Origin of the sequence: Rhizomicrobium sp., from assembly GCA_037200385.1 — a bacterium.
Lineage (GTDB): Bacteria > Pseudomonadota > Alphaproteobacteria > Micropepsales > Micropepsaceae > Rhizomicrobium.
Window position 1 is genome coordinate 546,811 of record JBBCGL010000001.1, and the last position, 22,578, is coordinate 569,388.

At 65.3% G+C, this 22,578-nt stretch carries 22 protein-coding genes and 1 tRNA gene; 13 read left to right on the forward strand and 10 right to left on the reverse strand.

Annotated elements, in window-relative coordinates:
- Positions 1–7 precede the first annotated feature (7 nt).
- The 4 genes from WDM91_02445 to WDM91_02460 all read right to left on the reverse strand — a co-directional run bounded on the left by WDM91_02445 (position 8) and on the right by WDM91_02460 (position 3,524).
- Complete coding sequence (locus tag WDM91_02445) at positions 8–529, reverse strand: response regulator (GenBank protein ID MEI9993429.1); 522 nt, start codon at positions 527–529, stop codon at positions 8–10.
- 86 nt (positions 530–615) lie between these two features.
- Positions 616–1,371 carry an NAD kinase gene (locus WDM91_02450; protein ID MEI9993430.1) on the reverse strand — a complete coding sequence of 252 codons (756 nt, stop codon included), beginning with the start codon at positions 1,369–1,371 and terminating at the stop codon, positions 616–618.
- A 2-nt stretch (positions 1,372–1,373) separates the two neighbouring features.
- A complete protein-coding gene (gene moaA / locus WDM91_02455; GenBank protein ID MEI9993431.1) occupies positions 1,374–2,363 on the reverse strand; it encodes a GTP 3',8-cyclase MoaA in 990 nt (329 codons plus the stop codon).
- Between the two features lie 87 nt (positions 2,364–2,450).
- Positions 2,451–3,524: a DUF2336 domain-containing protein gene (locus WDM91_02460; protein ID MEI9993432.1), complete on the reverse strand. Its 1,074-nt coding sequence runs from the start codon at positions 3,522–3,524 to the stop codon at positions 2,451–2,453.
- Between the two features lie 143 nt (positions 3,525–3,667).
- On the opposite strand from WDM91_02460, the gene glpK reads away from it, so the two are divergent.
- From glpK to WDM91_02475, 3 genes are all read left to right on the forward strand, one after another.
- Complete coding sequence (gene glpK, locus WDM91_02465; protein MEI9993433.1) at positions 3,668–5,164, forward strand: glycerol kinase GlpK; 1,497 nt, start codon at positions 3,668–3,670, stop codon at positions 5,162–5,164.
- Positions 5,161–5,556: a DUF4440 domain-containing protein gene (locus tag WDM91_02470; protein ID MEI9993434.1), complete on the forward strand. Its 396-nt coding sequence runs from the start codon at positions 5,161–5,163 to the stop codon at positions 5,554–5,556. Before glpK ends, WDM91_02470 begins: the two co-directional genes overlap by 4 nt.
- A 163-nt stretch (positions 5,557–5,719) precedes the next feature.
- Complete coding sequence (locus tag WDM91_02475) at positions 5,720–6,511, forward strand: class II aldolase/adducin family protein (protein MEI9993435.1); 792 nt, start codon at positions 5,720–5,722, stop codon at positions 6,509–6,511.
- 120 nt (positions 6,512–6,631) lie between these two features.
- On the opposite strand, the gene WDM91_02480 is transcribed toward WDM91_02475, so the two are convergent.
- Complete coding sequence (locus WDM91_02480; GenBank protein MEI9993436.1) at positions 6,632–7,114, reverse strand: tetratricopeptide repeat protein; 483 nt, start codon at positions 7,112–7,114, stop codon at positions 6,632–6,634.
- 99 nt (positions 7,115–7,213) lie between these two features.
- On the opposite strand from WDM91_02480, the gene WDM91_02485 reads away from it, so the two are divergent.
- Both WDM91_02485 and WDM91_02490 read left to right on the forward strand, forming a co-directional pair.
- A complete protein-coding gene (locus tag WDM91_02485) occupies positions 7,214–7,813 on the forward strand; it encodes a TetR/AcrR family transcriptional regulator (GenBank protein ID MEI9993437.1) in 600 nt (199 codons plus the stop codon).
- Between the two features lie 381 nt (positions 7,814–8,194).
- Positions 8,195–8,701, forward strand: coding sequence for a hypothetical protein (locus tag WDM91_02490; GenBank protein MEI9993438.1), 507 nt, complete (start codon positions 8,195–8,197; stop codon positions 8,699–8,701).
- A gap of 625 nt (positions 8,702–9,326) precedes the next feature.
- Here WDM91_02490 and WDM91_02495 read toward each other — a convergent pair.
- Positions 9,327–9,938, reverse strand: a complete 612-nt coding sequence (locus tag WDM91_02495; protein ID MEI9993439.1) for an outer membrane beta-barrel protein — start codon at positions 9,936–9,938, stop codon at positions 9,327–9,329.
- Between the two features lie 251 nt (positions 9,939–10,189).
- On the opposite strand from WDM91_02495, the gene WDM91_02500 reads away from it, so the two are divergent.
- On the forward strand, positions 10,190–11,221 hold the full coding sequence (locus WDM91_02500; protein ID MEI9993440.1) for a hypothetical protein: 1,032 nt from the start codon (positions 10,190–10,192) through the stop codon (positions 11,219–11,221).
- 89 nt (positions 11,222–11,310) lie between these two features.
- Here the strand turns inward: WDM91_02500 and WDM91_02505 are convergent, their stop codons facing one another.
- Positions 11,311–11,991 carry a hypothetical protein gene (locus WDM91_02505; protein ID MEI9993441.1) on the reverse strand — a complete coding sequence of 227 codons (681 nt, stop codon included), beginning with the start codon at positions 11,989–11,991 and terminating at the stop codon, positions 11,311–11,313.
- Between the two features lie 104 nt (positions 11,992–12,095).
- Positions 12,096–13,418, reverse strand: coding sequence for a glycosyltransferase (locus WDM91_02510; GenBank protein MEI9993442.1), 1,323 nt, complete (start codon positions 13,416–13,418; stop codon positions 12,096–12,098).
- A 374-nt stretch (positions 13,419–13,792) separates the two neighbouring features.
- Here WDM91_02510 and WDM91_02515 point away from each other — a divergent pair, with 374 nt between their 5' ends.
- From WDM91_02515 to WDM91_02525, 3 genes are all read left to right on the forward strand, one after another.
- The gene (locus WDM91_02515; GenBank protein MEI9993443.1) at positions 13,793–14,116 is read left to right on the forward strand and encodes a cupredoxin domain-containing protein; all 324 of its coding nucleotides are present in this window, start codon (positions 13,793–13,795) and stop codon (positions 14,114–14,116) included.
- 3 nt (positions 14,117–14,119) lie between these two features.
- Positions 14,120–14,974 (forward strand): FTR1 family protein, encoded by an 855-nt coding sequence (locus tag WDM91_02520; protein MEI9993444.1) that lies wholly within the window; start codon positions 14,120–14,122, stop codon positions 14,972–14,974.
- A 154-nt stretch (positions 14,975–15,128) separates the two neighbouring features.
- Positions 15,129–16,826 carry a hypothetical protein gene (locus tag WDM91_02525; GenBank protein MEI9993445.1) on the forward strand — a complete coding sequence of 566 codons (1,698 nt, stop codon included), beginning with the start codon at positions 15,129–15,131 and terminating at the stop codon, positions 16,824–16,826.
- A 1-nt stretch (position 16,827) separates the two neighbouring features.
- Here the strand turns inward: WDM91_02525 and WDM91_02530 are convergent, their stop codons facing one another.
- Complete coding sequence (locus WDM91_02530; protein MEI9993446.1) at positions 16,828–17,700, reverse strand: YihY/virulence factor BrkB family protein; 873 nt, start codon at positions 17,698–17,700, stop codon at positions 16,828–16,830.
- Positions 17,701–17,824: 124 nt separating this feature from the next.
- Between WDM91_02530 and WDM91_02535 the strand changes: the two genes are divergently transcribed.
- The 4 genes from WDM91_02535 (at position 17,825) to WDM91_02550 (ending at position 21,778) form a co-directional block, all read left to right on the forward strand.
- Complete coding sequence (locus tag WDM91_02535; protein ID MEI9993447.1) at positions 17,825–19,843, forward strand: AsmA family protein; 2,019 nt, start codon at positions 17,825–17,827, stop codon at positions 19,841–19,843.
- 92 nt (positions 19,844–19,935) lie between these two features.
- Complete coding sequence (locus tag WDM91_02540; protein MEI9993448.1) at positions 19,936–20,496, forward strand: ferritin-like domain-containing protein; 561 nt, start codon at positions 19,936–19,938, stop codon at positions 20,494–20,496.
- Between the two features lie 143 nt (positions 20,497–20,639).
- A complete protein-coding gene (locus tag WDM91_02545; GenBank protein MEI9993449.1) occupies positions 20,640–21,602 on the forward strand; it encodes a HAMP domain-containing sensor histidine kinase in 963 nt (320 codons plus the stop codon).
- A 100-nt stretch (positions 21,603–21,702) separates the two neighbouring features.
- Positions 21,703–21,778 (forward strand) — tRNA-Thr (locus WDM91_02550).
- A gap of 64 nt (positions 21,779–21,842) precedes the next feature.
- Here WDM91_02550 and WDM91_02555 read toward each other — a convergent pair.
- Positions 21,843–22,517: a DUF502 domain-containing protein gene (locus WDM91_02555; protein ID MEI9993450.1), complete on the reverse strand. Its 675-nt coding sequence runs from the start codon at positions 22,515–22,517 to the stop codon at positions 21,843–21,845.
- Positions 22,518–22,578 lie beyond the last annotated feature (61 nt).

Below are 22,578 nucleotides of genomic sequence, written 5' to 3' on the forward strand. Positions count from 1 at the left end.
TCGTCCTCTAGGCCGCGTCGTCGGTGATGGCGGCCTCGGCCGTCATCGCCCGCCGTTCCGGCCCGCGATATTCTTCCTTGCCGCGCCGCCGCCGGCAGGGACCGAAATAGGCCTTGGTCCGCACATAGGGCCGCGGCTGCTCGATCACCGACACCAGCCGCGACATGATCGCCTTCACCGAAACCGGCTTGGCGAGGAATTCGTTGGCGCCCGCGTCGCGTGCCTGGCGCACATGCTCCGCCTGGCTGTAGCCGGTGAGCATGATGATCGGCACGAAGGGATTGGGCGTCTGGGCCGAGGTGCGCACCATCTTGACGATCTCGAGCCCCGTCAGTCCCTCCATCATCCAGTCCAGGATGATGACGTCGGGATTGGTTTCGCGCAGCATCGCCCAGGCCTTGTTGCCGTCGCCGGCCTCGAAGATCTGGAGCACGCCGAAGGCCTGCAGGATCGCGACCACGAGCTTGCGCATGTGCTGGTTGTCGTCGACGACGAGCACCTTCAACCTGTCGAATCGATAGCCGCTCATGTCCGCCGTGCCAACGCCAGGCCGCTCTTTCCCCGATGGCGAAAACTACGCCCCGGGCCCTTAACGGCCTGTAAAGCGTGGGAGCATTAGTCGACGAACTGCTCGGCGATGATCCGTTCATCCAGGCTGTGGCCCGCGTCGAACAGCATGGTCATGCCGATGGTGCGGTCTTCCTGGACGTCCACCGCGGTGACGTCGCGGGCCTCCAGGTCGTCGGCCACCGCGCTCACCGGGCGCTTGCCGGCTTCGAGGATCTCGAAACGGACATGCGCGCGGTGCGACAGCAGCGCGCCGCGCCAGCGCCGCGGCCGGAAGGCGCTGATCGGCGTCAGCGCCAGCAGGTCCGCGTCGATCGGCAGGATCGGGCCATGCGCCGAGAGGTTGTAGGCGGTGCTGCCGGCCGGTGTCGACACCAGCACGCCGTCGCAGATCAGTTCGGCGATGCGCGGCCTGTCGTCGACCAGGATCCGCAGCTTCGCCGCCTGCCGCGTCTGGCGCAGCAGCGAGACCTCGTTGAACGCCAGCGCCTCGGTCGTGCCGCGCGGGCCTTCGGTCCGCATGCGCAAGGGATGGAGCAGGGCGGACTCCGCGGCCGCCAGGCGCTCCTCCAGCCTGTCCTCATGATACTCGTTCATGAGGAAGCCGACCGACCCGAGATTCATCCCGTAGATCGGCTTCTTGCGGCTCAGGAAATTGTGCAGCGTCTGCAGCATGAAGCCGTCGCCGCCCAGCGCGACGACGACCTCGGCATTGTCCGGTCCGGCATCTTCGTGCCGCTGCCGCATCTGGATCAGGGCGGCCTGGGCGTCCGCCGCCGAAGCGGCCACGAAATGCAGTTTCATGTCTACCCGCCCGTCAGCGACATGGGCCGCTTGAGCGCCGGCTGCGCGTGGCGGCGGTCGATGATGAAATCATGGCCCTTGGGCTTGCGCGCGATCGCCGCGTCGATCGCGCGGTGGAGCAGGGCATCGTCCGCCGAGGCGCGCAAGGGCGCCCGCAGATCCGCCGCATCCTCCCGCCCCAGGCACATGTAAAGCGTGCCCGTGCAGGTCAGCCTTACCCGGTTGCAGCTCTCGCAGAAGTTATGCGTCAGCGGCGTGATGAAGCCGAGCCGCCCGCCGGTCTCGATCACCCTTGCATAGCGCGCCGGCCCGCCGGTGCGATAATCGGTCTCCGCCAGCGTGAACTCCCGCGCCAGCCGCGCCCGCACCAGCGACAGCGGCAGATATTGCCCGACGCGGTCGCCGTCGATCTCGCCCATCGGCATGGTCTCGATCAGCGTCAGGTCGAAGCCGCGGCCATGTGCCCAGCGCATCAGGTCGGCGATCTCGTCTTCGTTGACGCCCTTGAGCGCCACGGTGTTGATCTTGATCTTCAGTCCGGCCGCGTCGGCCGTGTCGATCCCTTCCAGCACCTGTTCCAGGCGGCCCCAGCGCGTGATGGCGCGGAACGTCTCCGGATCGCGCGTGTCCAGCGAGACGTTGATCCGCTTCACGCCGGCGGCAACGAGGTCGTGGGCATGGCGCGCCAGCTGGCTGCCATTGGTCGTCAGCGTGACCTCTTTGAGGTTGGACTTGCCGATCCGCGCCCCCAGCCGGTCGAACAGCCGCATCACATCGCGCCGGACCAGCGGCTCGCCGCCGGTGATCCGCAGCCGCTCCACGCCCTTGTCGACGAATGCCAGCGCGAGCCGCTCCATCTCCTCCAGCGTCAGCAGCTCCGCCTTGGAGAGGAAGGTCATGTGTTCCGTCATGCAATAGACGCAACGGAAATCGCAGCGGTCGGTCACCGAGATGCGCAGATAGGAGATATGCCGGCCGAACGGATCGATCATGCCGCGACTGTAGCAGGCGGCGGCGTCTCGACGAAAGCTGGCCTGGGCGGCGTCAAAACCGCAATCCCGCGCGGGCGGCAGTGATATTCAGGCGAACCGCAAACTCGCCAGTTCGCTCAGCGCGCCGGACCTGGTCAGGGTCGAGAACACGCGGTCGACCTCGCCCATGTCGCCGGGACCTACCGATGTGCGCATGCCGCGCGACTGCCGCGACAGGTTGAACACGGTGCTGAACACGCAACGGTCGATTCCGACGCCGCGGCAGGCGAGCGCGACGGCGCGGGGTCCGCCATCGTAGAATTTCAGCCGCAGCTCGGGCAGGGGCAAGGCGACCAGCTTGGCCAGCGCCAGGTCGAACAGATCGAGCTGGCCCTGGTGCAGCACGCGCAGCAGGAAGCCGGCCTTGAGCTGTCCCGAGCACGCCAGCTTCTCGATCAGCTTCTGCGCGCTTTCCGCGGGCGGGGTGCGCGGCGGCGGCGGCTCGCGCGTCACCACGATCGTCGCCTCGTTCATCGCCGCCGAAAGCTTCTCCGGCGCGATGCGGTAGTTCTTCGCGATATAGGTCTTGAGCGCGTCCGTGACCCATTCGCACATCCGCGTCGCCAGCACGGGCGGCAGGTCGGAGCGGTGGGTCAGCGGCTCCTGCAGGCCGGCGATGTCGCGCGACTTCTCGACCAGGGTCTCGAAGGTCAGGGAGGAGATCTTCGCGGTCGCATTGCGCACCAGCGCCACCAGGACGGACTCGGCGTTGCTCTTCGCCAGCGCGTCGCTGACGGGTTCGCCGATATGCGGCCGCGTCGCGACCGCCTCGTGATGCGCTTCGCTTCCCGCGGTGATGAGCTCGAGGAAATCGGCATCGGTGAGCAGGGGACTGCGCAGCAGCAACGGCCGCGCCACTTCGATCTTGTCGTCCGCCAGCAGGAGGATCAGCTCATGCGGCGCCATCGTGTCGTCGGCCAGCCGCTCGGCCAGCGCGATGCGGATCGCCATCTCCACGTCGCGCGTCAGCCGGCGCAGGATGTCGTGCATCAGCGCGCGCTCGCGCTGGTTCAGCCCGGTGCCCTGGATGCGATAGAGCGACGCGACCGCGAGATAGATCTCCTCGCGGCTGGTGCCTTGCGGATTGACGGCGAGCTGGGCCAGGCGTCCCATATCGCTCATGTCATGCGCGGTAAGGCCCAATGTCTGCCCCAAAATGCTTTCTGCACCCGGCGGTTCTGCCGTATGACACCAGTAGCAAACGACCGTTAACGTCGTGTTAAGCTACGGAACTCAGCTCTTTCGAACCTGTGCCGAATCCAGACATGACCCACAGCGAAGCGCCCTACATCCTGGCCATCGACCAGGGCACGACCTCGACGCGGGCGATCCTGTTCGACGCCCAGGCGAAGCCCGTCGCTTCCCACGCGATCGCGCTGCGCCAGATCTATCCGGCCAATGGCTGGGTCGAACATGACGCGGGGGAGATCTGGCGGGCGGCGCTGGGTTGCTGCCGCGCCGCGCTGAAAGGCGTGCCGGTGGGCGATGTCGCGGCCATCGGCATCACCAATCAGCGCGAGACCACCGTCATCTGGGACCGCCGGACGGGCAAGCCGCTGCACAACGCCATCGTCTGGCAGGACCGCCGCACCGCCGACCGCTGTCGCGCGCTGAAAGCCCGCAAGCTCGAGCCCAGGATCGCCGCCAAGACCGGGCTGCTGCTCGATCCCTATTTCTCCGCCACCAAGATGGAATGGCTGCTGGATCGCCTGCCGGGTTCGCGGCGCAAGGCGGAGCTGGGCGATATCGTGCTCGGCACCATCGACGCCTGGCTGATCTTCAAGCTCACGGGCGGCAAGGTCCACGCGACCGACGTGACCAATGCGTCGCGCACCATGCTGCTCAATCTGAAGACGCTCGCCTGGGACGCCGAGTTGCTCAAGCTGTTCGACATTCCTGCCAAGGCGCTGCCGGAGGTTCGCGACAGCGCCGGCGATTTCGGCGCGTCCGACCAAGCGCTGCTCGGCGCCGCGATCCCGATCCTCGGCGTCGCGGGCGACCAGCAGGCCGCGGCGTTCGGCCAGGCCTGCTTCAATCCCGGCGACGTGAAATCGACCTACGGCACCGGCTGCTTCGCGCTGGTGAACACCGGTCCGAAGGTTCCGGTCTCGAAGAACCGGCTTCTTGCGACGAGCGCCTATCGCGTCGGAAAGAAGACCGCTTATGCCATCGAGGGCAGCATCTTCATCGCGGGCGCCGTCGTGCAGTGGCTGCGCGATGCGCTGGGCGTGATCCGCAGCGCCGAGGAGATCGAGGCGCTTGCCCGCACCGCGAAGGACGCGGAGGGACTTTATTTCGTGCCGGCCTTCACCGGCCTCGGCGCCCCCTATTGGGATCCCGACGCGCGTGGCGCCATCGTCGGCCTCACCCGCGACATGGGCGCCGCCGAGATCGCGCGCGCCGCGCTCGACGCGGTGTGCTTCCAGACCCGCGACCTTCTCGAAGCGATGGCGAAAGATATGAAACGCTCGGGCCTGCGCGCGCCTAAGGCGCTCAAGGTCGATGGCGGCATGGTGCGCAACGACTGGTTCTGCCAGCGCCTCGCCGATCTCACCGGCCTGCCCGTCGACCGCCCGCAGGTGACGGAGACCACCGCGCTGGGCGCGGCCTATCTCGCCGGCCTCGCCGCCGGCCTCTTCAAGGACACCAAGGACATCGCCGCCCGCTGGGCGCTCGACCGCCGCTTCACGCCGCAGATGAAGGCGCCGGCGCGCAACACGCTCTACGAAGGCTGGAAGATCGCCGTGACGCGGGTGCGATGAGCCAGCCCGATGCCGACATGCTGGCGCGCGCCGCGGCCATCGCGCGCTTCATCGCCGGCGACGATGCCGCCACGGACGGCGTCTTCGCCGCCGACGTCACGATCATCGAGAATTTCGCGCCGCACATCTTCCGCGACGCCATCTCGTGGCGCGCTGCCATGCGCGCGCACACGCATCCGCTCAGCGACATGGCCTTCACCTTCGCCGCCGCGCTCGACTTCACGGTCCACGGCGACCGCGCCTTCTTCACTGTCCCCGTCACCTGGACCGGCAAGCTCCACGGCAGGCCCTTCCGCGAACTCGGCGGCAAGAGCGTCGTGCTGCAACGCGAGGACGGCGCCTGGCGCGTGACGGCATACGCATGGTCGGTGATCGAGATGCGATTTCTATGATCACCTCCCCCTTGTGGGGAGGTCGAAAAATGCGCAGCATTTTCGGGTGGTGGAACGGTGCTGGGCGTCGAGAGCGCCCCACAAGGGGGTGGTGATGCAGTGTTTGACCTCTCGCCCCACGAGGTCCATCCTTCCGTTTCGCCATGTCCGCCGGAGAAATCCCATGAGTGCCGCCGCCCGCAAGATGCCGACCCCGCAAGACGCGCCCTCGCTGAAGGGCAAGGTGTCGGACGAGGAATGGGCCGTTCGCGAGGATCTGGCCGCCACCTACCGCCTGGTCGCGATGCAGGGCTGGGACGACATGATCTTCACCCACATCTCGGCCCGCGTGCCGGGTCCGGAGCATCATTTCCTGATCAATCCTTATGGCCTGCTGTTCGAGGAGATCACCGCCTCCAGCCTCGTGAAGATCGATGTCGACGGCAACAAGGTCGTCGAATCGCCGTTCCCGGTGAACGCCGCCGGCTTCACCATCCACTCCGCCCTGCACATGCACCGCGAGGACGCGGGCTGCGTCATCCATCTGCACACCACCGACGGCGTCGCGGTGTCGGCGCAGAAGGACGGCCTGCTGCCGCTCGACCAGCACGCCATGATGATCGCGGGCGAGCTCGCCTATCACGACTATGAGGGCGTCGCGCTCGACCTCGACGAGCGCGAGCGCCTGGTCCACGACATCGGCGACAAGAACGCGATGCTGCTGCGCAATCACGGCACGCTGGCGCTCGGCAAGAACTGCGCCGACGCCTATATGCGGATGTTCTGGCTGGAGCGCGCCTGCGCCATGCAGGTGCGCGCGCTGGCCGGCGGCGCCGCGCCGAACTGGCCGAACCAGGGCGTGCCGGAGAAGACCGCCGGGCAGGGCGCGGCGGCGTTCAACGGCATGGTCGGCGCGCTCGCCTGGCCGGCGCTGCGCCGCAAATGCGATCGGGTGGATCCGGGATACAAGGACTAGCAGGCTGAAACGCTCCTCCGCCGCGAAGCGACGGTGGCGCGCGCTGAGAGAGAAGAAGGCGGCGTAGCGCGCGAGCCGGGCAGTGACGACCACCGGGCGCATTTTCTCAATCCGGGCGATTCAATTGCTCGCCGGCGCCGTCCCATAGGTCGCGATCGCCTTGCTCAGCGTCTCGCGCTCCGCGCAGCCGTCCGGACACAGGCTCGCGAGCGTGTCGAGTTCGCGTTGCGCCGACGCCGGATCGTGCATCTGCAGATAGAGCTCGCCGAGATATTCATGCGCCCCCTTGTGCTCCGGCTTGATCGCGAGAGCACGCTGATAATAGTCGAGCGAGGCCGGGTAATTGCCCGTCATCCGCTCGGTGTAGCCCAGATAGTTCAGCACGTCGGCATTGTTCGGCCGCTCGCTCAGCGCGGTCAGCAGATGCGGAATCGCGTCGGCGTATTTCTCGTGCTTGATGAGGCGGACCGCGATCGCATAGTCGTCGAAGCCCGTGCCGCCGCCGCCATAGACCGCGCCGCTGCCGCTTCCCATCGAAAAGGACGGCGCCGTCCATGCCGTCAGCGCTGCAATGCAGCATGCCGCTATCACCCATTTGCGCATCGCATCCTCCATCCGATTGCGCGGAGCGTAGCGCGGCGGCGATGCCGGCTGAAGCGGTAAAGATTGACTTAGGACGTAAACGCAGACGAAGCTCCGTATATGGATCAAACGACTCTGGGCAAACCGGTTCGGCGCAAGCCCGAAAGCCTCGCCAAGCTCAAGCGCGCGGCCCGCAAGCTGTTCGTCGAGCGCGGCTATCACGCGACGCGGCCGCAGGACATCGCGCGCGAAGCGGGGCTCGGCCACGGCACCTTCTATCTGCACTATCCGGACAAGAAGGCCTGCTTCCTCGCCTTCGTCGAGGAGGCGCGGGAGGAGCTGCACGACTACATGAAGGCGCGCCAGCCCGAGCATCCGACGCTGGAGAGCACGATCGCCGCCAACCTGAAGGCGGTCTATGAATATTCCGCCGAGCATCCCGGCGTGCTCGCCGCCGCGATGACCGACGAGTTGGTGATCGACGCCGAAGGCGCCCAGGCGATGCCGCTCCTGGTGCGCTGGGGCATGGACTGGGGCGAGATCGTGCGCGAAGGCCAGCGCATCGGCGCCGCCTGCCGCAGCTACAACCCCGAGATCGTCGGCCAGGCGATCCTGGGCGCCATCCACCAGGTCGCCAGCGAAGGCGCCCGCTCGGAACGCTCGCGCGAAGAGGTCCTGGACAATCTCACGCGCTTTCTGGTGACGGCGCTGAAGCCGTAGTGTCCATACTCAATTGGCTGAAAAAAGCTTGTCATCCCGGCCAAGCGATGCGCCAGCATCGCGCCGAGCCGGGACCCATCGCGTATCACGCTCGATGGGTCCCGGCTCTCGCTGCGCTGGGATGATAGGCTTTTTCAGCCAATAGAATCCGGGCCCAGAGTTTGTTGTGATCAGTTTGAATCGCGACTGTCATCCCGGCCAAGCGATGCGCGAGCATCGCGCCGAGCCGGGACCCAGATGCCCGCCCGCTTGGGCATGGCGGGGTTTGCGCCGTCCGCGCTGCGGCGGAATATCTTCCACAGACTTTCAATACACGGCAAATATCCGCGAAATCGGGGATCGTATAGTCTCGGCCTGTGCTTGAGGCGGAGGGTGTTTGTCTTGCAGGCGACGCGGCGGCGCGACCGAGCAATACCGGGAGCCGTGGTCGATGGTTTTGCCATCGCCGGCGCGGCGGCAACTGTCCTCGCCACATGTCTGATCGTCCTCGACCATCTGCCATCCAGATGGACCAGAGGCGGCGTCATCGACGACACGCGAACCGGCATTGCCAAGGCAATCGCGCCGGCGGGCGCCAACCTGCTCCTGAACGACTTGGTCCGCGTCCGCAAGAACAGCGCTTTCGGGCTGGATGACAATGAGAGCATCGTCCTGGAGACGGCAAGCGGCGGCGATACTGTTTCGCTCGAACCTTTCTATGGTGATCTGAACCTGGTCGTGAACGGTGTCCGCTCTACCATCACGATCGGCCAGCATGTGCGGACCGGCGATCCCGGTTGTTTCGTATGGAACACCTCGCGAAAGACGTCGCCCCTCTCGCTGTTCGACGGAGAGCCGGAATGGAGCTTCGAATACCGTTGCAACGGGCGCCCGACGGGTTCCCGTTAGCTGCTTGCGGTCCGTTCGCATGACTTATCCCCCTGCCTTCCACCAAAACCCCGCCCCAACCGCCACCTTTTTCGCGCCGGACCGGGGATAGTAAAAAAAACCTCCAACAGGGTCTTGAATCCTATTTTCGGCCGCCCACATCTCTCCGATGTGCCAACCTAACCGCGCCCTCAACGACCGCGAGACCCGTCATCTGGCGGCGCTCAGCCTCACGCGTCACCTCGACGAGGGTGACGCCCTGCGCGGCCGGTTCCATGTTCTGGACGGAGCGAACCCACTCGCCGCCAACGCCCTCCCGGCGCGGCTGCTGCGGGCCGATGTCGCCGTCACGGCGGCGCTCGCCCGCGTGGTCCGCGGCCGGCTCCGCCGCAGTCTGGCCGCGGGCGCCTTGGGCGAATTGAATTCAAAAAAACGAGAATTCGCGCCGCCGCCCTCCGGCGCCGCGCCCCGGCGCGGTGCGCCGGCCGGAAACCGCAATGGGCTCAAGCATGGTCTCTATACACGCGAGCGCCGTGCCCTGCTGGCGCTGGCCCGCGACCACATCGCGCGCGGCCGCGCGCTGGTCGCCGTCTTCACCTCCCGCTCCCACCGGGACACCTCATCCCAAGGTGCCCCGGTGGACGCGTCAGTCGAGCTTGAAGCTCAGGCCCGCCAGCAAGGCGTGGTCGGAGAAGTGCTGGTGCGCGCTGTCGCTGGCGTCGGACAGCGTGACCGACTCCGACTGGCTGAACCGGTACTCGCCGAACAGCGAGGTGTTCGGCGCGATGTCGGTCCTGAGGCCCGCTTCCGCCTGGTAGGCGGGTTTCCAGTCGCGGCCCGAAAGCCCGTTCACCTCGCCGCCGACGTTCTGGAAGCCGAGGCCCGCCCCGACATAAGGCGTGAACCGCGCATCGGGCACCAGGTCGTAGGTGGCGTTGGCCATCAATCCGGTCGACGACAGATGGCCGGTGGCCGGCGCGCCGTTCACCCGCGAAACGTCCGTATGCTGATAAAGCGAGCTCAGCTCGACCCGCCAGCCTTCGCCGGTGTCGTAGCCCGCGGCACCGCCCGCGACGAACCCGGTCCCGAAACTGTCGCGCGCCGGCCCCAGCGTCGGGCTGTCGACGTGCAGGTCGGGCGGCAGCGACAGCCCGCCCTCGACCGACACGTAATAGCCCGGCTCTGCGGCCAGCGCGGCGGCGATGCCGAGGCCGAACGCCACCCCGAACGCGGCCGCGAACACGATTTTCTGTCTCATCTGTCTTGTCTCCTTGGGTTTGGGCGGAAGGCATTGGGCGCTCTTTCCGCCCCGCCACGCTCGGCTTGCGATGTCGTGAAACTGTGTCCGTCACGTCGCAAGGGCTTCAAAACGCTGCACGTTTTGTTGCGCTCTTTGCTGTCCGGATCGTGTCGCCGGCGTAACCGGGGCGTTGACAGGCGGGCACGGCTGACAAACTATCAGTGCATAAGGCCTGCGCCGCACAAGGCCGTTCCGGGAGGAGTCCGACGATGACCAAGCTCGCCTATACGCGCGACGAGATCATGGCCGATCACGCCTATGTCCAGCCGCAGATCGAGGCTGGGTATCGACTGCATGGCGGTTTCGATGCGGAGGGAAATTACATCTCGCCGCGCACGCTCAACCGCTGGCCCGCCGTGACGGCCTGGCAGGCGCAACTCGGCAGCCGCGGCGAGACGGTGATCGACGCCTCGCTGCGCCTCCTCAAGCGCGGACCTTATCCCACCACCGAGCAGATGAAATTTCTGCTCGGCCGCGGCGTCGGCGAGACCTTGTGGAATTCGCTCACCATCACCGGGGTGATCGAGGCGCGCGGCGGCATGCTGGCCCAGGCCGTGGCCCCCGATTTCCAGGCCATCGTGGTCGAGGATATCTCGCAGACCGCGCTCGGGCATCTCAACAAGGGGCTGCTCGCGGCGCATGGCTATGACGAGGGCGGCCAGAAGGCGCTGGGCATCGGCGGTCATGACGACATGTGGTTCGCAGTGCGCGACGCGCTGTTCGGCAAGGACGCCTATCCGATCCCCGACGTGCCCGCGAGCATCGCGCGGCCCGAGACCGGCCGCCGCATGCCGCAGATTCCGCAGGGATACGAGGACTGGATCCTGCTGCTGATGAACGTGCTGATGATCGAGGTGAAAGCGGAAAGCTTCTTCTCCTTCTGCCAGACCGTGATGCGCGATCCGGCGAATTTCGCCGACCGCCGCCCCGCCGCCTCGCATGCGGCCGACCTCGTCGAGCGGATCCGCACCGACGAGGCTGTCCATGTCGCTTATCTGGCGACCGTGGTGTCGGAGCTGCGCAGCGTCACCATCCGTACCGTCGACGGGAAGACCGTTCCGGGTGCCGGCATCATCGATCCGGTGTGGGAGCAGATGATCGAGTGGCACGCCGTGACGGCCGCCGATTTCGGCCGCGGGCAGGCGCGTGAGGCCATCGCGGCGCGCCTCAAAGCCGAACCCAACGGTTCCGTGCTCGCCGCTGCCTTCGACCGTCTCGAATTCCAACAGGCGGCGGAATGAATGTCCTCTCCTGCGAAGCGGGGGAGGTGTCGCGCAAGCGAAGCGCGCGTGACGGAGGGGGAAATCCACTGCAGGAAGAGGCGTTCGCGTCAATCCTGTGTCCACAGCGAAATCTGCACGCCCCGTTCCGTCAACGCATTCTGTCCCGCCGGCGAATAAAACGTCCCGACCTGGATCGACCAGTGCCGCGACAATTTCTGGGTGACCGAGAGCTCCAGCTTGTGGCTACGGTAATAGGTGTAGGGCGCGCCCGCATCGCCGTCGCTGACGATGTTGAAGCTCTGTGCCATCAGCATCACGCTCTTCGTGATCCACAGGCCGGCAGTCAGGTCGATCGGCGTCTCGTCGGGGCGGGGCCGCTGGATCCAGCGCTGCGCGACCTGGATGTCCGCGAAGCCGTCGCGGCCGAACAATCGGAAGCCGGTGCCATAGAGCAGCCGCAGCTCGGCCTGCGACCCCGAATTGCGGCCGGTGGAGACCGACAAGTCGAAGGCGCCGGCCGTCTTGTAGGAGGCCTGGAGCGAGAGCTTTCCCGCGCGTCCGAGCAGCAACAGCCGCGCGCCCGCTTCAAGCGACGTGTCGGTGATCTTGGCCGCGACGCCGCTGGCCGGCGTCACCCGTGCATCGACGAAGGCGGGAATCGCAAACAGCGTCACGCGATCGGTGAGGCCGTACTCCAGGCAGTTCTGGATCAGCAGCTTGTTGAAACTGGTGTGCAGGTCGGCATGTCCTGCCGCGTCGAAGCTCACGCTCGCTTCGCTCTGCGTCACGGTCGAGAATACTTGCCAATGACCGCGCCGCAACGTCCACGCACCTGCCTTGGCAGCTGCGAGCGACACGGCAAAGGCGAGCAACAAAGGGACGATCCGCGCGATCATCGGCCAGGGCGGGCGAGGCCGTGCGCCGTCTTCTCCCAATAGAACGGATCGCGCATGAGCTGGAAAAGCCCGCGCCACGCCGCGAACGCGATCAGGCACCAATAGACGGTCACGGTGAGGCCGTAAGGCGCGATGCCGCGCCAGCCGCGGCGGAACGGACTTGCCACGGCGAGCAGCGTGAGCAGCAGGTTGCCGCCCGCGAGGCCCGAAGCGGTCAGTGCCGCGGCGCGGCCGTCCAGAAGGAGAGAAAGCACCAGCGCGGCCCACAACAGCGGCGTCGCCAGCGACGCGGCGACCGCGCCGCCGATGAAGAGATGAAACGCGAAGAAGCCGTTCGCACCGGCGCGGCGCAGCAGCGACAGCGGCCGGCGCGTGTGCACCAGCCAGGTCTGCATGTAGCCCTTCATCCAGCGCGAGCGCTGTTTCACCCAGACGGGGAGCCGCGTCGGCGCCTCCTCGAACGTCGTCGAGTCGAGCATGGCGACGCGCTTGCCGAGCTGCGCGATGCGGATGCCCAGATCGGCGTCCTCGGTGACGTTGAACGGATCCCAGCCGCCGAGCTCGCGCAGGACGCCGGTCCGGAAATGGTTGGAGGTCCCGCCCAGCGGCATCGGTACGCCGAGCCGGTCGAGTCCGGGCAACAGCACGTCGAACCACAACGCGTAGTCGAGCGCGAACGACTTGGTAAGCCAATTGTCCGGCGCATTGTAGAAATTCAGTCGCGCCTGGAGGCAGGCGAGATCCGTATCGGCCGCGCGGAATTCGCCAACCGCCTTGTGCAGCTGGTCGCGTTCCGGCCGGTCCTCGGCGTCGTATATGACGGTGAATTCGCCGCGCGCGAAGTTGAGCGCATAATTGCAAGCCCGCGGTTTGGTCTGCGGCTTGCCGCGCGGCACGCACACCACCTCGAAGGGCCCGCGACGGCTCAACTCGGCCGCGACGACAGCCGTTTCGGCGTCGTCTTCCTCTACGATCAGTTTGATGTCGAGCTTGTCGTGCGGATAATCGAGCAGCAGCAGCGCCCGCGCCAGTCGCGGCAGCACATTGGCCTCGCGCAGCAAGGGCACCAGAATTGTGTAGACGGGCAGGGATGCCGCGCAGCCCGGAGACGGTCTTGCGGCCTTCGGCAATCCTCCGATCAAAGCCAATGTGGCGCGAAACACGGTTCCGGCCAGGAAGCTGAAGACGAGGAGGACATTCAACGCGAACCACATCGTCTGCGGCCTGGCGATCGCGAGCGCGACAGTGAAGGCCAGGAGCCCCAGCAGCGCGGCCCGTTGTGCGCGCGTGATCACGATATGCGCAGACAATTCCGGCATGCTCCGTGCCAGGCCATGAGCTGCAATATCGGCCAGATGTGCCGCCCCTGGCGCGGCGCAGTCTTCTGCACGCATAACCTGTGCAGAGGTATCGAGACCCTGCGCAGGTTGTGATGATCGATATGCGTCTTTCTGCGCCATGGAAGTCCTTGAGATCCAAGAACGGAACGGACGCCGCGAGCGGTGAAATGCCGCTGCGAAAACACGGAGAGGGGACGGGCGCAGGAACACGCGCGAATCGATTTTTCGATTTAAGTTGTTGGTTGAGCAACGAAATTTTATGCAACCATAAGTAGTTACGAGCCGCGGCGTTGCATCGCTTGTACTTGCGACTGAGTTGCGATTACGGTGGATAGTCTTTGGTTGGATTGCCCATGTATCGATCGACGATCATTGCTGCCGGATTGTTGTTGCTTGCCGTGCCCGCATTCGCCGGCACGCCGATTTCCGTGGTGCTGAAAAACCATCGCTTCACGCCTTCGACAATCCACGTCAAAGCCGGCGAGCCGAACGTGCTCGTGCTGAGCAACAATGACGACACGGCGGACGAGTTCGACTCGACCGCGCTCAAGGTCGAAAAGGTGGTGGCCGGTCACGGCACGGGCAATATCCGGCTGCGGCCGCTCGCGCCGGGCAAATACCCCTTCATGGGCGAATACCATTCCGACACGGCGCAGGGCGTCGTGATCGCGGAGTAGGCCATGCTCCAGAGCCTGATCATCGTCTTTCGCGAAGCCATCGAAGCCGGTCTGATCGTGGGCATCGTCCTCGCCGCGACCAAGGGTGTGATCGGACGCGGAACGTGGGTCGCGCTGGGCGTTGCCGCGGGCGTCGCCGGCGCTTGCTTGGTCGCCGCCTTCGCAGGCCAGCTCGGGGCGCTGTTCGAAGGCTCGGGGCAGGAATTGTTCAACGCCACCGTTCTCATTCTCGCCGTCGCGATGCTCACTTGGCATAATGTCTGGATGGCGAGCCATGGCCGCGAGATCGCGCGCGAGATGCGGGCAGTGGGCGCCGCCGTGACCGCCGGCCAGCGCACGATGACCGCGTTGGCGGTGGTCGTCGGCGTCGCCGTGCTGCGCGAAGGCTCCGAGGTCGTGTTGTTTCTGTATGGCATCGTGGCCCAGGGCGGCACCACGACCGCCTCGCTTTTGTTGGGCGGCGCGCTGGGTTTGGCTGCCGGCGCGGTGGTGTCCGGCTTGATGTATTTCGGCCTGCTTTCGATCCCGGCGCACCGGCTGTTCGCGGTGACCGGCTGGATGATCACCCTGCTTGCCGCCGGCATGGCATCGCAAGCGGTGCTGTTCATCCAGAATGCGGGATATCTGCAAGTGCTGATGATGCCCCTATGGGACACGTCGTGGCTATTGCCCGAAGGCGGCGAGGGTGCCCTGGGCATCATTGGCCGCATGCTGCACACGCTGGTCGGCTACAGCGATCAACCGAATGGCGCGCAGCTCGTCGCCTATGTCGGGACGATCGCCGGCATCAATGTTCTGATGCGCTTGGTCAACCGGCCAAAGCCGTTACCGATCGCTGTGCCGACGGCAGCCGAATAGCACGGCGACCTTCGCTTCTGTGCCAGATCGCGACAACCCTTATCGCGCAGTTCCGCAAGTTCCACACGAATATGGCCGATAACTAGAAAACGAAGTAACGGCTTGCACTTTTGGTAAGGCGCTCCTGCCACTCTCGACGCAGAGGTAGGGTCCAGTGCAAATCAGCCAGACCAGCGAAGACCGCTCCGGGGCTTCCGCCCTGCGATCCAGGCTTGTCGAAGCCGCGCGGGCGATTGCCGGTCGTGACGGCGTGGACGGCGTGACCCTGAGCAAGGCTGCGGCCGAGGCCGGTCTGGGTCGTGCCCAGGCATACGGCCTCTTTGCGCGCCGAGAGGACCTGCTGATGTCGGTTGTGTCCGAGGATTTGGCTGCATTGGCGCACCAGATGCGCGGCATCGACTGGCAATCGGCACGCGAGACCGACAGAAGCGAAAATGCTGTCGTCGTTTCACTACCGCTGGGGCGACCCGACGATGCGGCGATGGTTGATGCTGAAGAACCGGCCCTTGCCGCACCTGTCCGCCAGCGCCTGGCGCGCCGTGGCGAGCTGGCGCAGCTCCTCGACGCCAGAACAGACGAAGCCGACGCGAAGGACATCCCGCGTGCGCCCGATGCCTGGCTCGAGCGCCGCCTGCGCGTGTTCGAGCGCGGCATGGGGGCGATCGAGGCCCGCCAGGAGCAGGTGGAGAAGAACGCGCGGGCCGCTGCGGCGGCGGCCGAGGACGCCGTGAAGTCGATGCAGGCGACCGTCGCGGCGCTGCAGGCGCGCGCCGACGCGGCCGAGGCGAAAGCCAAGGCGACGGCGAATGAATTGCGCGCTGCCCTCAATGAAGCGGCGCTGCGCATTCAGACCGTCGAAAGCGTGGCACATGCGGCGTTGGCCGAGAACCATGTGCCCGAGATAGCCGGGCCCGATGACCCGACCGCCGCCGATCCGATGATCGAACGGGCGGACATGATGGCGCCGCAGCCTGCCGAGACGCCAGAAGCTCCCATGACCGAGGCGCCGAGATCTTACCTCTCCGAAGTGCGCAAGTCGGTGGCGGCGGCAAACGCTGCCGCCGAAGCCGTGGCCGACGCGAAGCCAACTGCGACCCGCGCCAGCACGACCCGCTATTTGCTCGGCGCCATCGTGGTAATCGCCATCTTCGCCGCCGCCGCCGGCATGGCCTTCAGTCAAGGTGTCAGCGACGGTCGCCGCGAGGCTCTCAGCCATATCGTACGAGTTCCACGCCGGGACGCCGTCACGGCGGATCTGGCACATACACCGCTCGATCGTTTGACGGTCCGCGCTCAGGCGGGCGATGGGGCTGCGGAATTCCAGATCGGTTTGCGTTATCTGAGCGTCGCGCCCAGAGACCCGGTGGCGGCCTTCCACTGGATCACGTTGGCGGCGATCCAGGGCAAACCCGTTGCGCAATATCGCCTTGCCACCCTCTATGCACTTGGCACCGGCACGGCCGCCGATCCCACAAAAGCGCTGCAATGGTACGAAGCTGCGGCGCTGCAGGGCAATCGAAAGGCGATGCACGATCTCGCCGTCGCCTATGCGCAGGGGGCGGGGACGGCGAAGAATCCATCGGAAGCGGTGCGCTGGTTCTCGCGGGCCGCGGCTCTCGGTTATGTGGATTCCGAATTCAATCTTGCCGTGTTGTACGAGCGGGGCGATGGCGTGCCGCAAAGCTTGCTGGATGCCTATAAATGGTATTCCGTCGCGGGCCGGCAGGGCGACGCGGAATCCAAGCAACGTGTCGAAGCGCTTCACAGCCAACTAGGAGCGGACGATTTGACCGCGGCCCAGCGCGCAGCCGATGCTTTCAAGCCCGCGCCCTACGATATGGCCGCCAATTAGTTCAAGTCCCCGGCAATGCGAATTCCGGTGCAGGCTCCGGCGTTCGACATGCGGCAGTCTGATGGCTGCCGAAATGGCAGGCGTAGACCTTCGTAAACTCGGCTCCCAACAGGAAAACCTGCGCCAGATAATAAACCCAAAGAAGGAGGATGATGAGTCCGCCTGCGGCGCCATAAGGCGCTGCGACCGACGTGGATCCGAAATACCAGCCCAGCAGGAGCTGACCGACCTGGACCAGAACGGTGGTGCCGAATGCACCGGGAAGTACATCGCGCCATTCCAGATCGAGATTGGGCAGAACTTTGTAGATCGCCGCAAAGAGCAACGTCATCAACACGACGCCGATCGCAACGTTGGTCGCCATAAGCGCGAACTGACTATAAGGCGTATGGACATCGATGTAGTGCGAGAGGGCAGCAAGCAGGGCCGTGAGCGTCATCGAAACGAGCAGCAGGAATCCAAGTCCGATCACGAGAGCCAGGCTGACCGCACGACCGCGCAGCAATCGCCGCAGCACGGAACCCTTACGCGGAGCGCGCCAGATGATGTTCAGCGCATCCTCCATCTCGCCGAACACTCCAGACGTCGTAAGAATAAGAGTTGCGACGCCGACGATGCTGCCGATCACGCCGTTGGAGGTGCTGTTCACATTGCGCACCGCCAGCTGCAGAAGATCGGCGCTTTCGCGGCTCATCATATGGTGAAACTGAGAAAAGATCGCGTGGCGGGCCGCGTCCTGCCCGAAGCCGATGCTGGCGATGGTGACCGCAACGAACAACAGGGGTGCGATGGACGTTACTGCATAGAATGCGATCGCCGCGCCGCGCGTCAGCGCCTCGTCCTCGATGAAGGCATCAATGCCTTCGCCGACCATCTGCCGAAGCGATTTCGCGCCTAATCCCCGCATGGAGCGACAACGCGCTTATCGCGGTGGTTGTTGCAAACTTTCTCGGACCTTCAGGGCGGCCGAGGCGTTGTACCATTGGAGGATTCTGCCGATGAGCCTGGTGCCGCCGCACCCGACGCCCGAATCGCGTGCGCAACGCGCGCTCTTCCACGCGCGCGATGGGGTGAAGGCCGCCGGTCGATGGATCCAAGCCAGCGTATTTGCCGGCGCATGGACATGGATGCGCATCCTGAAATGGGTGGCCGGTGTCATTCTCGCGCTGCTCGCGGCAGCCTTGCTTTGGCTCTATTTTCTGGACTGGAATACGATGCGCGGGCCGTTGGCCCGTTATGCTTCAAGTCGCCTTGGCCGGCCGGTGTCCATCGCGGGCGATCTGCGTGTCGATCTCTTCCGCCTCGAACCGCATGTGTCGGTTTCGGGCGTGAAGGTTGCCAATCCGGCCTGGGCACAGGGTGCCCAAGCTGCGGAAATCCCGCATCTCGCATTCAGCTTTCGCCTGTTTCCGCTGCTGTTCGGCGATGCGATCCTGCCCTTGGTGCGCTTCGACCGGCCGAACATCGTCGTTTTGCGGCGCGCCGACGGGACGACGAACTGGGACTTCGGCGGCGGAAACACGGGCTGGAATCTCCCGCCGATCCAACGCTTTCTGGTCCGCGATGGGCGCATCCGCGTCGAAGACCGCGTTCGCAACCTGATCTTCACGGGTACCGTATCCTCCGAGGAGGATGCGGGGGCCGGCGGCAGTGCGTTTCAACTGACCGGTGACGGAACGCTGAACGCGAACACCTTCACCGCCGCGCTTCGCGGCGGCCCTCTGATCCACGTCGACGAAAGCAAGCCTTACGCGTTTACGGCCGAAATCGGCTTCGGCACGACCCATGTCACGGTTGACGGAGCGATCGACCATCCCTTCCATCTCGGTCAATTTCACGCCGCAACGATACTCTCCGGTGCAAATCTGTCGGATCTCTACTATCTGACGGGCTTGGCGATGCCGCACACGGCCCCCTATCGAATCCGCGGGACCTTGACGCGTGACGGCACGCTGTATCGCTATGAAAATTTCTCAGGCCGGGTCGGCACGTCGGATTTGGCCGGAAACCTGTCTGTCGAGACGGCGGGCGCCAAACCCCTCATCACGGGAGCATTGTCGTCGAAGGTTCTGGATTTCAAGGATCTCGGCGAGCTTTTTGGCGGCAAGTCGCAGGCGGCGGCGGCGAGTGGCCGCCTTCTGCCGGACATCCCGCTTCACGTCGAGCGCCTGCGGCAGATGGATGCCGATGTCGACTACAGTGCTGCGGCCATCCATAGCCGGGATTTCCCACTGCGTGGCGTTCGCACGCACATCGCGCTGAAGAATGCGGTGCTGCTGCTGAAACCGCTGGCCTTCCAATTCGCCTATGGCCGCCTGTCGGGCCAGTTGAAGATAGACGCGAGCCGTGCCGTCGCTGCGACCGACGTCGATGCCCGCATCTCGGATCTGCGCGCGGAGGAATTCGTCGCCGGGCGGCCTCCGCCGATCGAAGGCCTGTTCGAAGCCCGAGCCGTGTTGCACGGAAGCGGCAGCAGCGTCCGCAACGTGGCGGCGACGGCCACGGGCCGTGCCGTCTTCGTCGTGCCTCACGGAAAATTCCGCGAGGCGTTTGCCGAGCTGACCGGCATCGATCTCATCAACGGTCTCGGTCTGTTGCTGTCCAATGACAAGAGCGATGTCGGCCTGCGTTGCGCGGTCGCCGACTTCGACGCCTCCAATGGCGTTCTTCACGCCCGCAGGCTGGTGTTCGATACCGACCCGGTACGGGTCGAAGGCAAGGGCGCCATCGACCTGAACACGGAGACGCTCAGATTGGAGATCGTCGGCAAGCCGAAGGAATTCCGTATCGGCCGGTTGCACGCGCCGATTCTGGTCAGCGGCAATCTTGCTCATCCTGCGATCGGCGTGAAAGCGCAAAACGCGATCCTGCAGGGCAGCCTTGCCGCAGCGCTCGGTTTTGTCTTCCCGCCGGCGGCGATTCTGCCGTTCATCGATCTCGGTCTCGAGAAAGACGCCAATTGCGCTGGCCTTCTGACGCAGGCACGCCGACAGGGCGCGCCGGTAAAAAAGAAATAATAGGCGGCGAGCGGGAACTTTGGGCACGGTTCGGGGTTTGCTTCGCGAGTAGCCGAAGCATTTCCAGTTCGATCCCTTTTCCGGAGCCCATGATGGCCGATGCCAAGCCCTTTTTGACCGATGTGAAGACCCTGCGCGAACGGGCGCGTGCCCATATCGAGGACGGCGCGCTCGGCTCCAACTACATCGGCGACGTGAACAAGACGATTGAAATCCTCCAAGCGGTCCTCGCGACGGAGATTGTCTGCGTCCTCCGCTATACGTTCCACGCCATCACGGCGTCGGGGATATCCAGCGAGGCGGTGAAGGCGGAATTCGCCGAGCACGCCAAAGAAGAGCAGGAGCATATGACGGCCGTGGCGGAGCGCATCAATCAGCTCGGCGGAAAGCCCAACTTCAATCCCGAAGGCCTGCTCTCCCGTTCGGCCTCGCAATATGTCGAAGGCGCGAATCTCATCGAGATGATCAAAGAGAACCTGGTCGCCGAGCGGATCGCCGTCGATCACTACCGAGAGCTGATCCGCTATTTTGGAGACGACGATCCGGGCACCAAGACCATGCTCCAACATATACTGCGGGTGGAAGAAGAGCACGCGGACGACATGCACGATCTGCTGATCGCGCATCAGGGAAAGCCCATGCTCGACAAGTGAGCCGGGGACGGCTGCGCGTCCGCGGCAAACGTTAACGCTCGGTATATCGACGCTTGGGGACGTAAACGCGCTGGAAAGCACGTTGCCCCTATCGTCGCTCTGAATCGGAGATCCGCTGCCGGATTCCCGACGAAGAGACGCATATGCTGCGCGAAAAACTTGTCGTGACCCTTGCCTGGGCTGCAGCGTGCATCGCTTGCGCGATGACGGCCGACTATTTCGTCAGCATCGTGTTCATGAACGATCCGGAGGGATATACGCCGCTGACGACCTTCCTCGTCGCGACGCTGGTTACATTGCCGTCGACTTATGCGCTGGTGAGCGGCCGCCTCGATCTGCGAAAAGCACGTGACGAGCTGGCCGCAGCCAGGGACGCGGCGCTTGCGGCCGATCGGGCGAAATCGCAGTTCTTCTCGAACATGAGCCATGAACTGCGCACGCCGCTGAACGCCATATTGGGATTTTCCGAGTTGCTTGGGCTGGAGGGCTTCGCTTCCCGCCGCGCCGAATATGCGGAGCTCATCCATCGTTCGGGCCGGCATTTGCTCAGTCTTGTCGACGATCTTCTGGATCTGTCGCGTATCGAAGCCGAGCGCCTCGAACTGCGGTTCGAAGCGCTGCAGATCGAGGACTTGATCGACGAGTGCGTGCAGACGGTCGCGTTGCGGCTGCGCGACCGCCAACTCCGGCTGACCCGGCGGGTCGATCCGGACTTGCCGTCGCTCGACGCCGATCGCCGGGCCGTCAAGCAAATCCTGCTCAATCTCCTGACCAATGCCGTGAAGTTCAGCAACGCCGGCGGGGAGATAACCATCGCCGTGTGCGCGGTCGCGGCCGGCGGCCTGTCGATCAGCGTAAGGGACAGCGGCATCGGCATCGCCGCTGCGGACCAGGCGCGGGTCTTCGAGCGTTTCGGCCAGGCGCGACACGATGTTTCGATCCACGAGCGGGGTGCGGGGCTGGGGCTGCCCATCGTGCGCGGCCTCGTCGAAGCACATGGCGGTCGCGTCAGCCTGGAGAGCACGCTGGGCGAGGGCACTTGCGTGTCGGTTTGGCTGCCGCCCGCGCGGTTGACGGAACGCCGACCCGTGGCACTTGCATCCTGAGAACGAGTGCATGCATTCCTCGCCAGGCTCCGGGCCTGGCCACAAGGTCCGGTCGCCACGGTTGCCTTGTCGGAAGACGCCCGGTATTTGATCGGCCGATGCCGGCTTAGCTCAGTTGGTAGAGCACCTGATTTGTAATCAGGGGGTCACAGGTTCGAGTCCTGTAGCCGGCACCATCCATGGCCCGGCTTGCGGCGCAACGGCGGCTCCGGCGTGCGGATCGAATCGGATACCGCGAACTCAGCGCGGCGCGATCGAGATGTGGTCCGGCGTGACGGCGCCGCCGGAGAGGATCATGGTCATGGCCTCGTCGCCCTGCAGCGCCGTCGGCGTCACGCTGGCGAGCGGCACGATCTGCAGATAGCCCGAGGTCGGGTTGGGGGCGGTCGGAACATAAACCGCCGCCAATTCCTCTCCCGTGCGCGCGTCGGGAAAGGTCCGCATCACGAAGCCGATGGCCTTCAATCCGGGACTGGGGAAGTCGAGCAGCACCACGCGCTGCAGGTTGGCGTCCGGCTTCTGGCGAAGGACGTCGACGAGTTTCTTGGCCGCGGAATAGATCGTCTCGACCAGCGGGATGCGCGCGATCATGTGCTCGAACCCGCGGATCAGGCGCTGCCCGATCATGCGGCTGGCGATGGCGCCGATGGAATAGAGCACCAACAGGGCCACGACCACGCCGGCGACCCACCGCACGTTTTCGTTCTCGAGCCAGGGCCGCAGGGCCGGAACGCGCCCCTCCAAAGAGTCGGTGAATGCGGCCGCCAGCGGGTGGCCCCAGGCCGACAGGGTCGTGAGAAAGAAGTCGAACACCAGCCAGACGACGATCAGCGGCGTCACCGTCAGCAAACCGGCGATCAGGTTGGACTGGAAGTTCGCCTGGAACAGGTGGCCGCCGGGCGGTCTTCTGCGCAAATGGCCCTCCTTTCCCGCCGAAATCGGGGCTTTGCAAAGCGGCCCCGCTGCGCTTAAGGGT

Excerpts from the sequence above, each read along its gene's own strand:
- moaA (MEI9993431.1), bottom strand. The coding sequence starts at position 2,363 with ATGATCGATCCGTTCGGCCGGCATATCTCCTATCTGCGCATCTCGGTG.
- WDM91_02470 (MEI9993434.1), top strand. The coding sequence starts at position 5,161 with ATGAGCCAGCCCGATGCCGACATGCTGGCGCGCGCCGCGGCCATCGCG.
- WDM91_02495 (MEI9993439.1), bottom strand. The coding sequence starts at position 9,938 with ATGAGACAGAAAATCGTGTTCGCGGCCGCGTTCGGGGTGGCGTTCGGC.
- WDM91_02530 (MEI9993446.1), bottom strand. The coding sequence starts at position 17,700 with ATGGTCGGCGAAGGCATTGATGCCTTCATCGAGGACGAGGCGCTGACG.
- WDM91_02500 (MEI9993440.1), top strand. The coding sequence starts at position 10,190 with ATGACCAAGCTCGCCTATACGCGCGACGAGATCATGGCCGATCACGCC.
- WDM91_02535 (MEI9993447.1), top strand. The coding sequence starts at position 17,825 with ATGAGCCTGGTGCCGCCGCACCCGACGCCCGAATCGCGTGCGCAACGC.
- WDM91_02520 (MEI9993444.1), top strand. The coding sequence starts at position 14,120 with ATGCTCCAGAGCCTGATCATCGTCTTTCGCGAAGCCATCGAAGCCGGT.
- WDM91_02480 (MEI9993436.1), bottom strand. The coding sequence starts at position 7,114 with ATGCGCAAATGGGTGATAGCGGCATGCTGCATTGCAGCGCTGACGGCA.
- WDM91_02540 (MEI9993448.1), top strand. The coding sequence starts at position 19,936 with ATGGCCGATGCCAAGCCCTTTTTGACCGATGTGAAGACCCTGCGCGAA.
- WDM91_02445 (MEI9993429.1), bottom strand. The coding sequence starts at position 529 with ATGAGCGGCTATCGATTCGACAGGTTGAAGGTGCTCGTCGTCGACGAC.
- WDM91_02485 (MEI9993437.1), top strand. The coding sequence starts at position 7,214 with ATGGATCAAACGACTCTGGGCAAACCGGTTCGGCGCAAGCCCGAAAGC.
- WDM91_02460 (MEI9993432.1), bottom strand. The coding sequence starts at position 3,524 with ATGAGCGATATGGGACGCCTGGCCCAGCTCGCCGTCAATCCGCAAGGC.
- WDM91_02450 (MEI9993430.1), bottom strand. The coding sequence starts at position 1,371 with ATGAAACTGCATTTCGTGGCCGCTTCGGCGGCGGACGCCCAGGCCGCC.
- WDM91_02515 (MEI9993443.1), top strand. The coding sequence starts at position 13,793 with ATGTATCGATCGACGATCATTGCTGCCGGATTGTTGTTGCTTGCCGTG.
- WDM91_02510 (MEI9993442.1), bottom strand. The coding sequence starts at position 13,418 with ATGCCGGAATTGTCTGCGCATATCGTGATCACGCGCGCACAACGGGCC.
- glpK (MEI9993433.1), top strand. The coding sequence starts at position 3,668 with ATGACCCACAGCGAAGCGCCCTACATCCTGGCCATCGACCAGGGCACG.
- WDM91_02475 (MEI9993435.1), top strand. The coding sequence starts at position 5,720 with ATGAGTGCCGCCGCCCGCAAGATGCCGACCCCGCAAGACGCGCCCTCG.
- WDM91_02545 (MEI9993449.1), top strand. The coding sequence starts at position 20,640 with ATGCTGCGCGAAAAACTTGTCGTGACCCTTGCCTGGGCTGCAGCGTGC.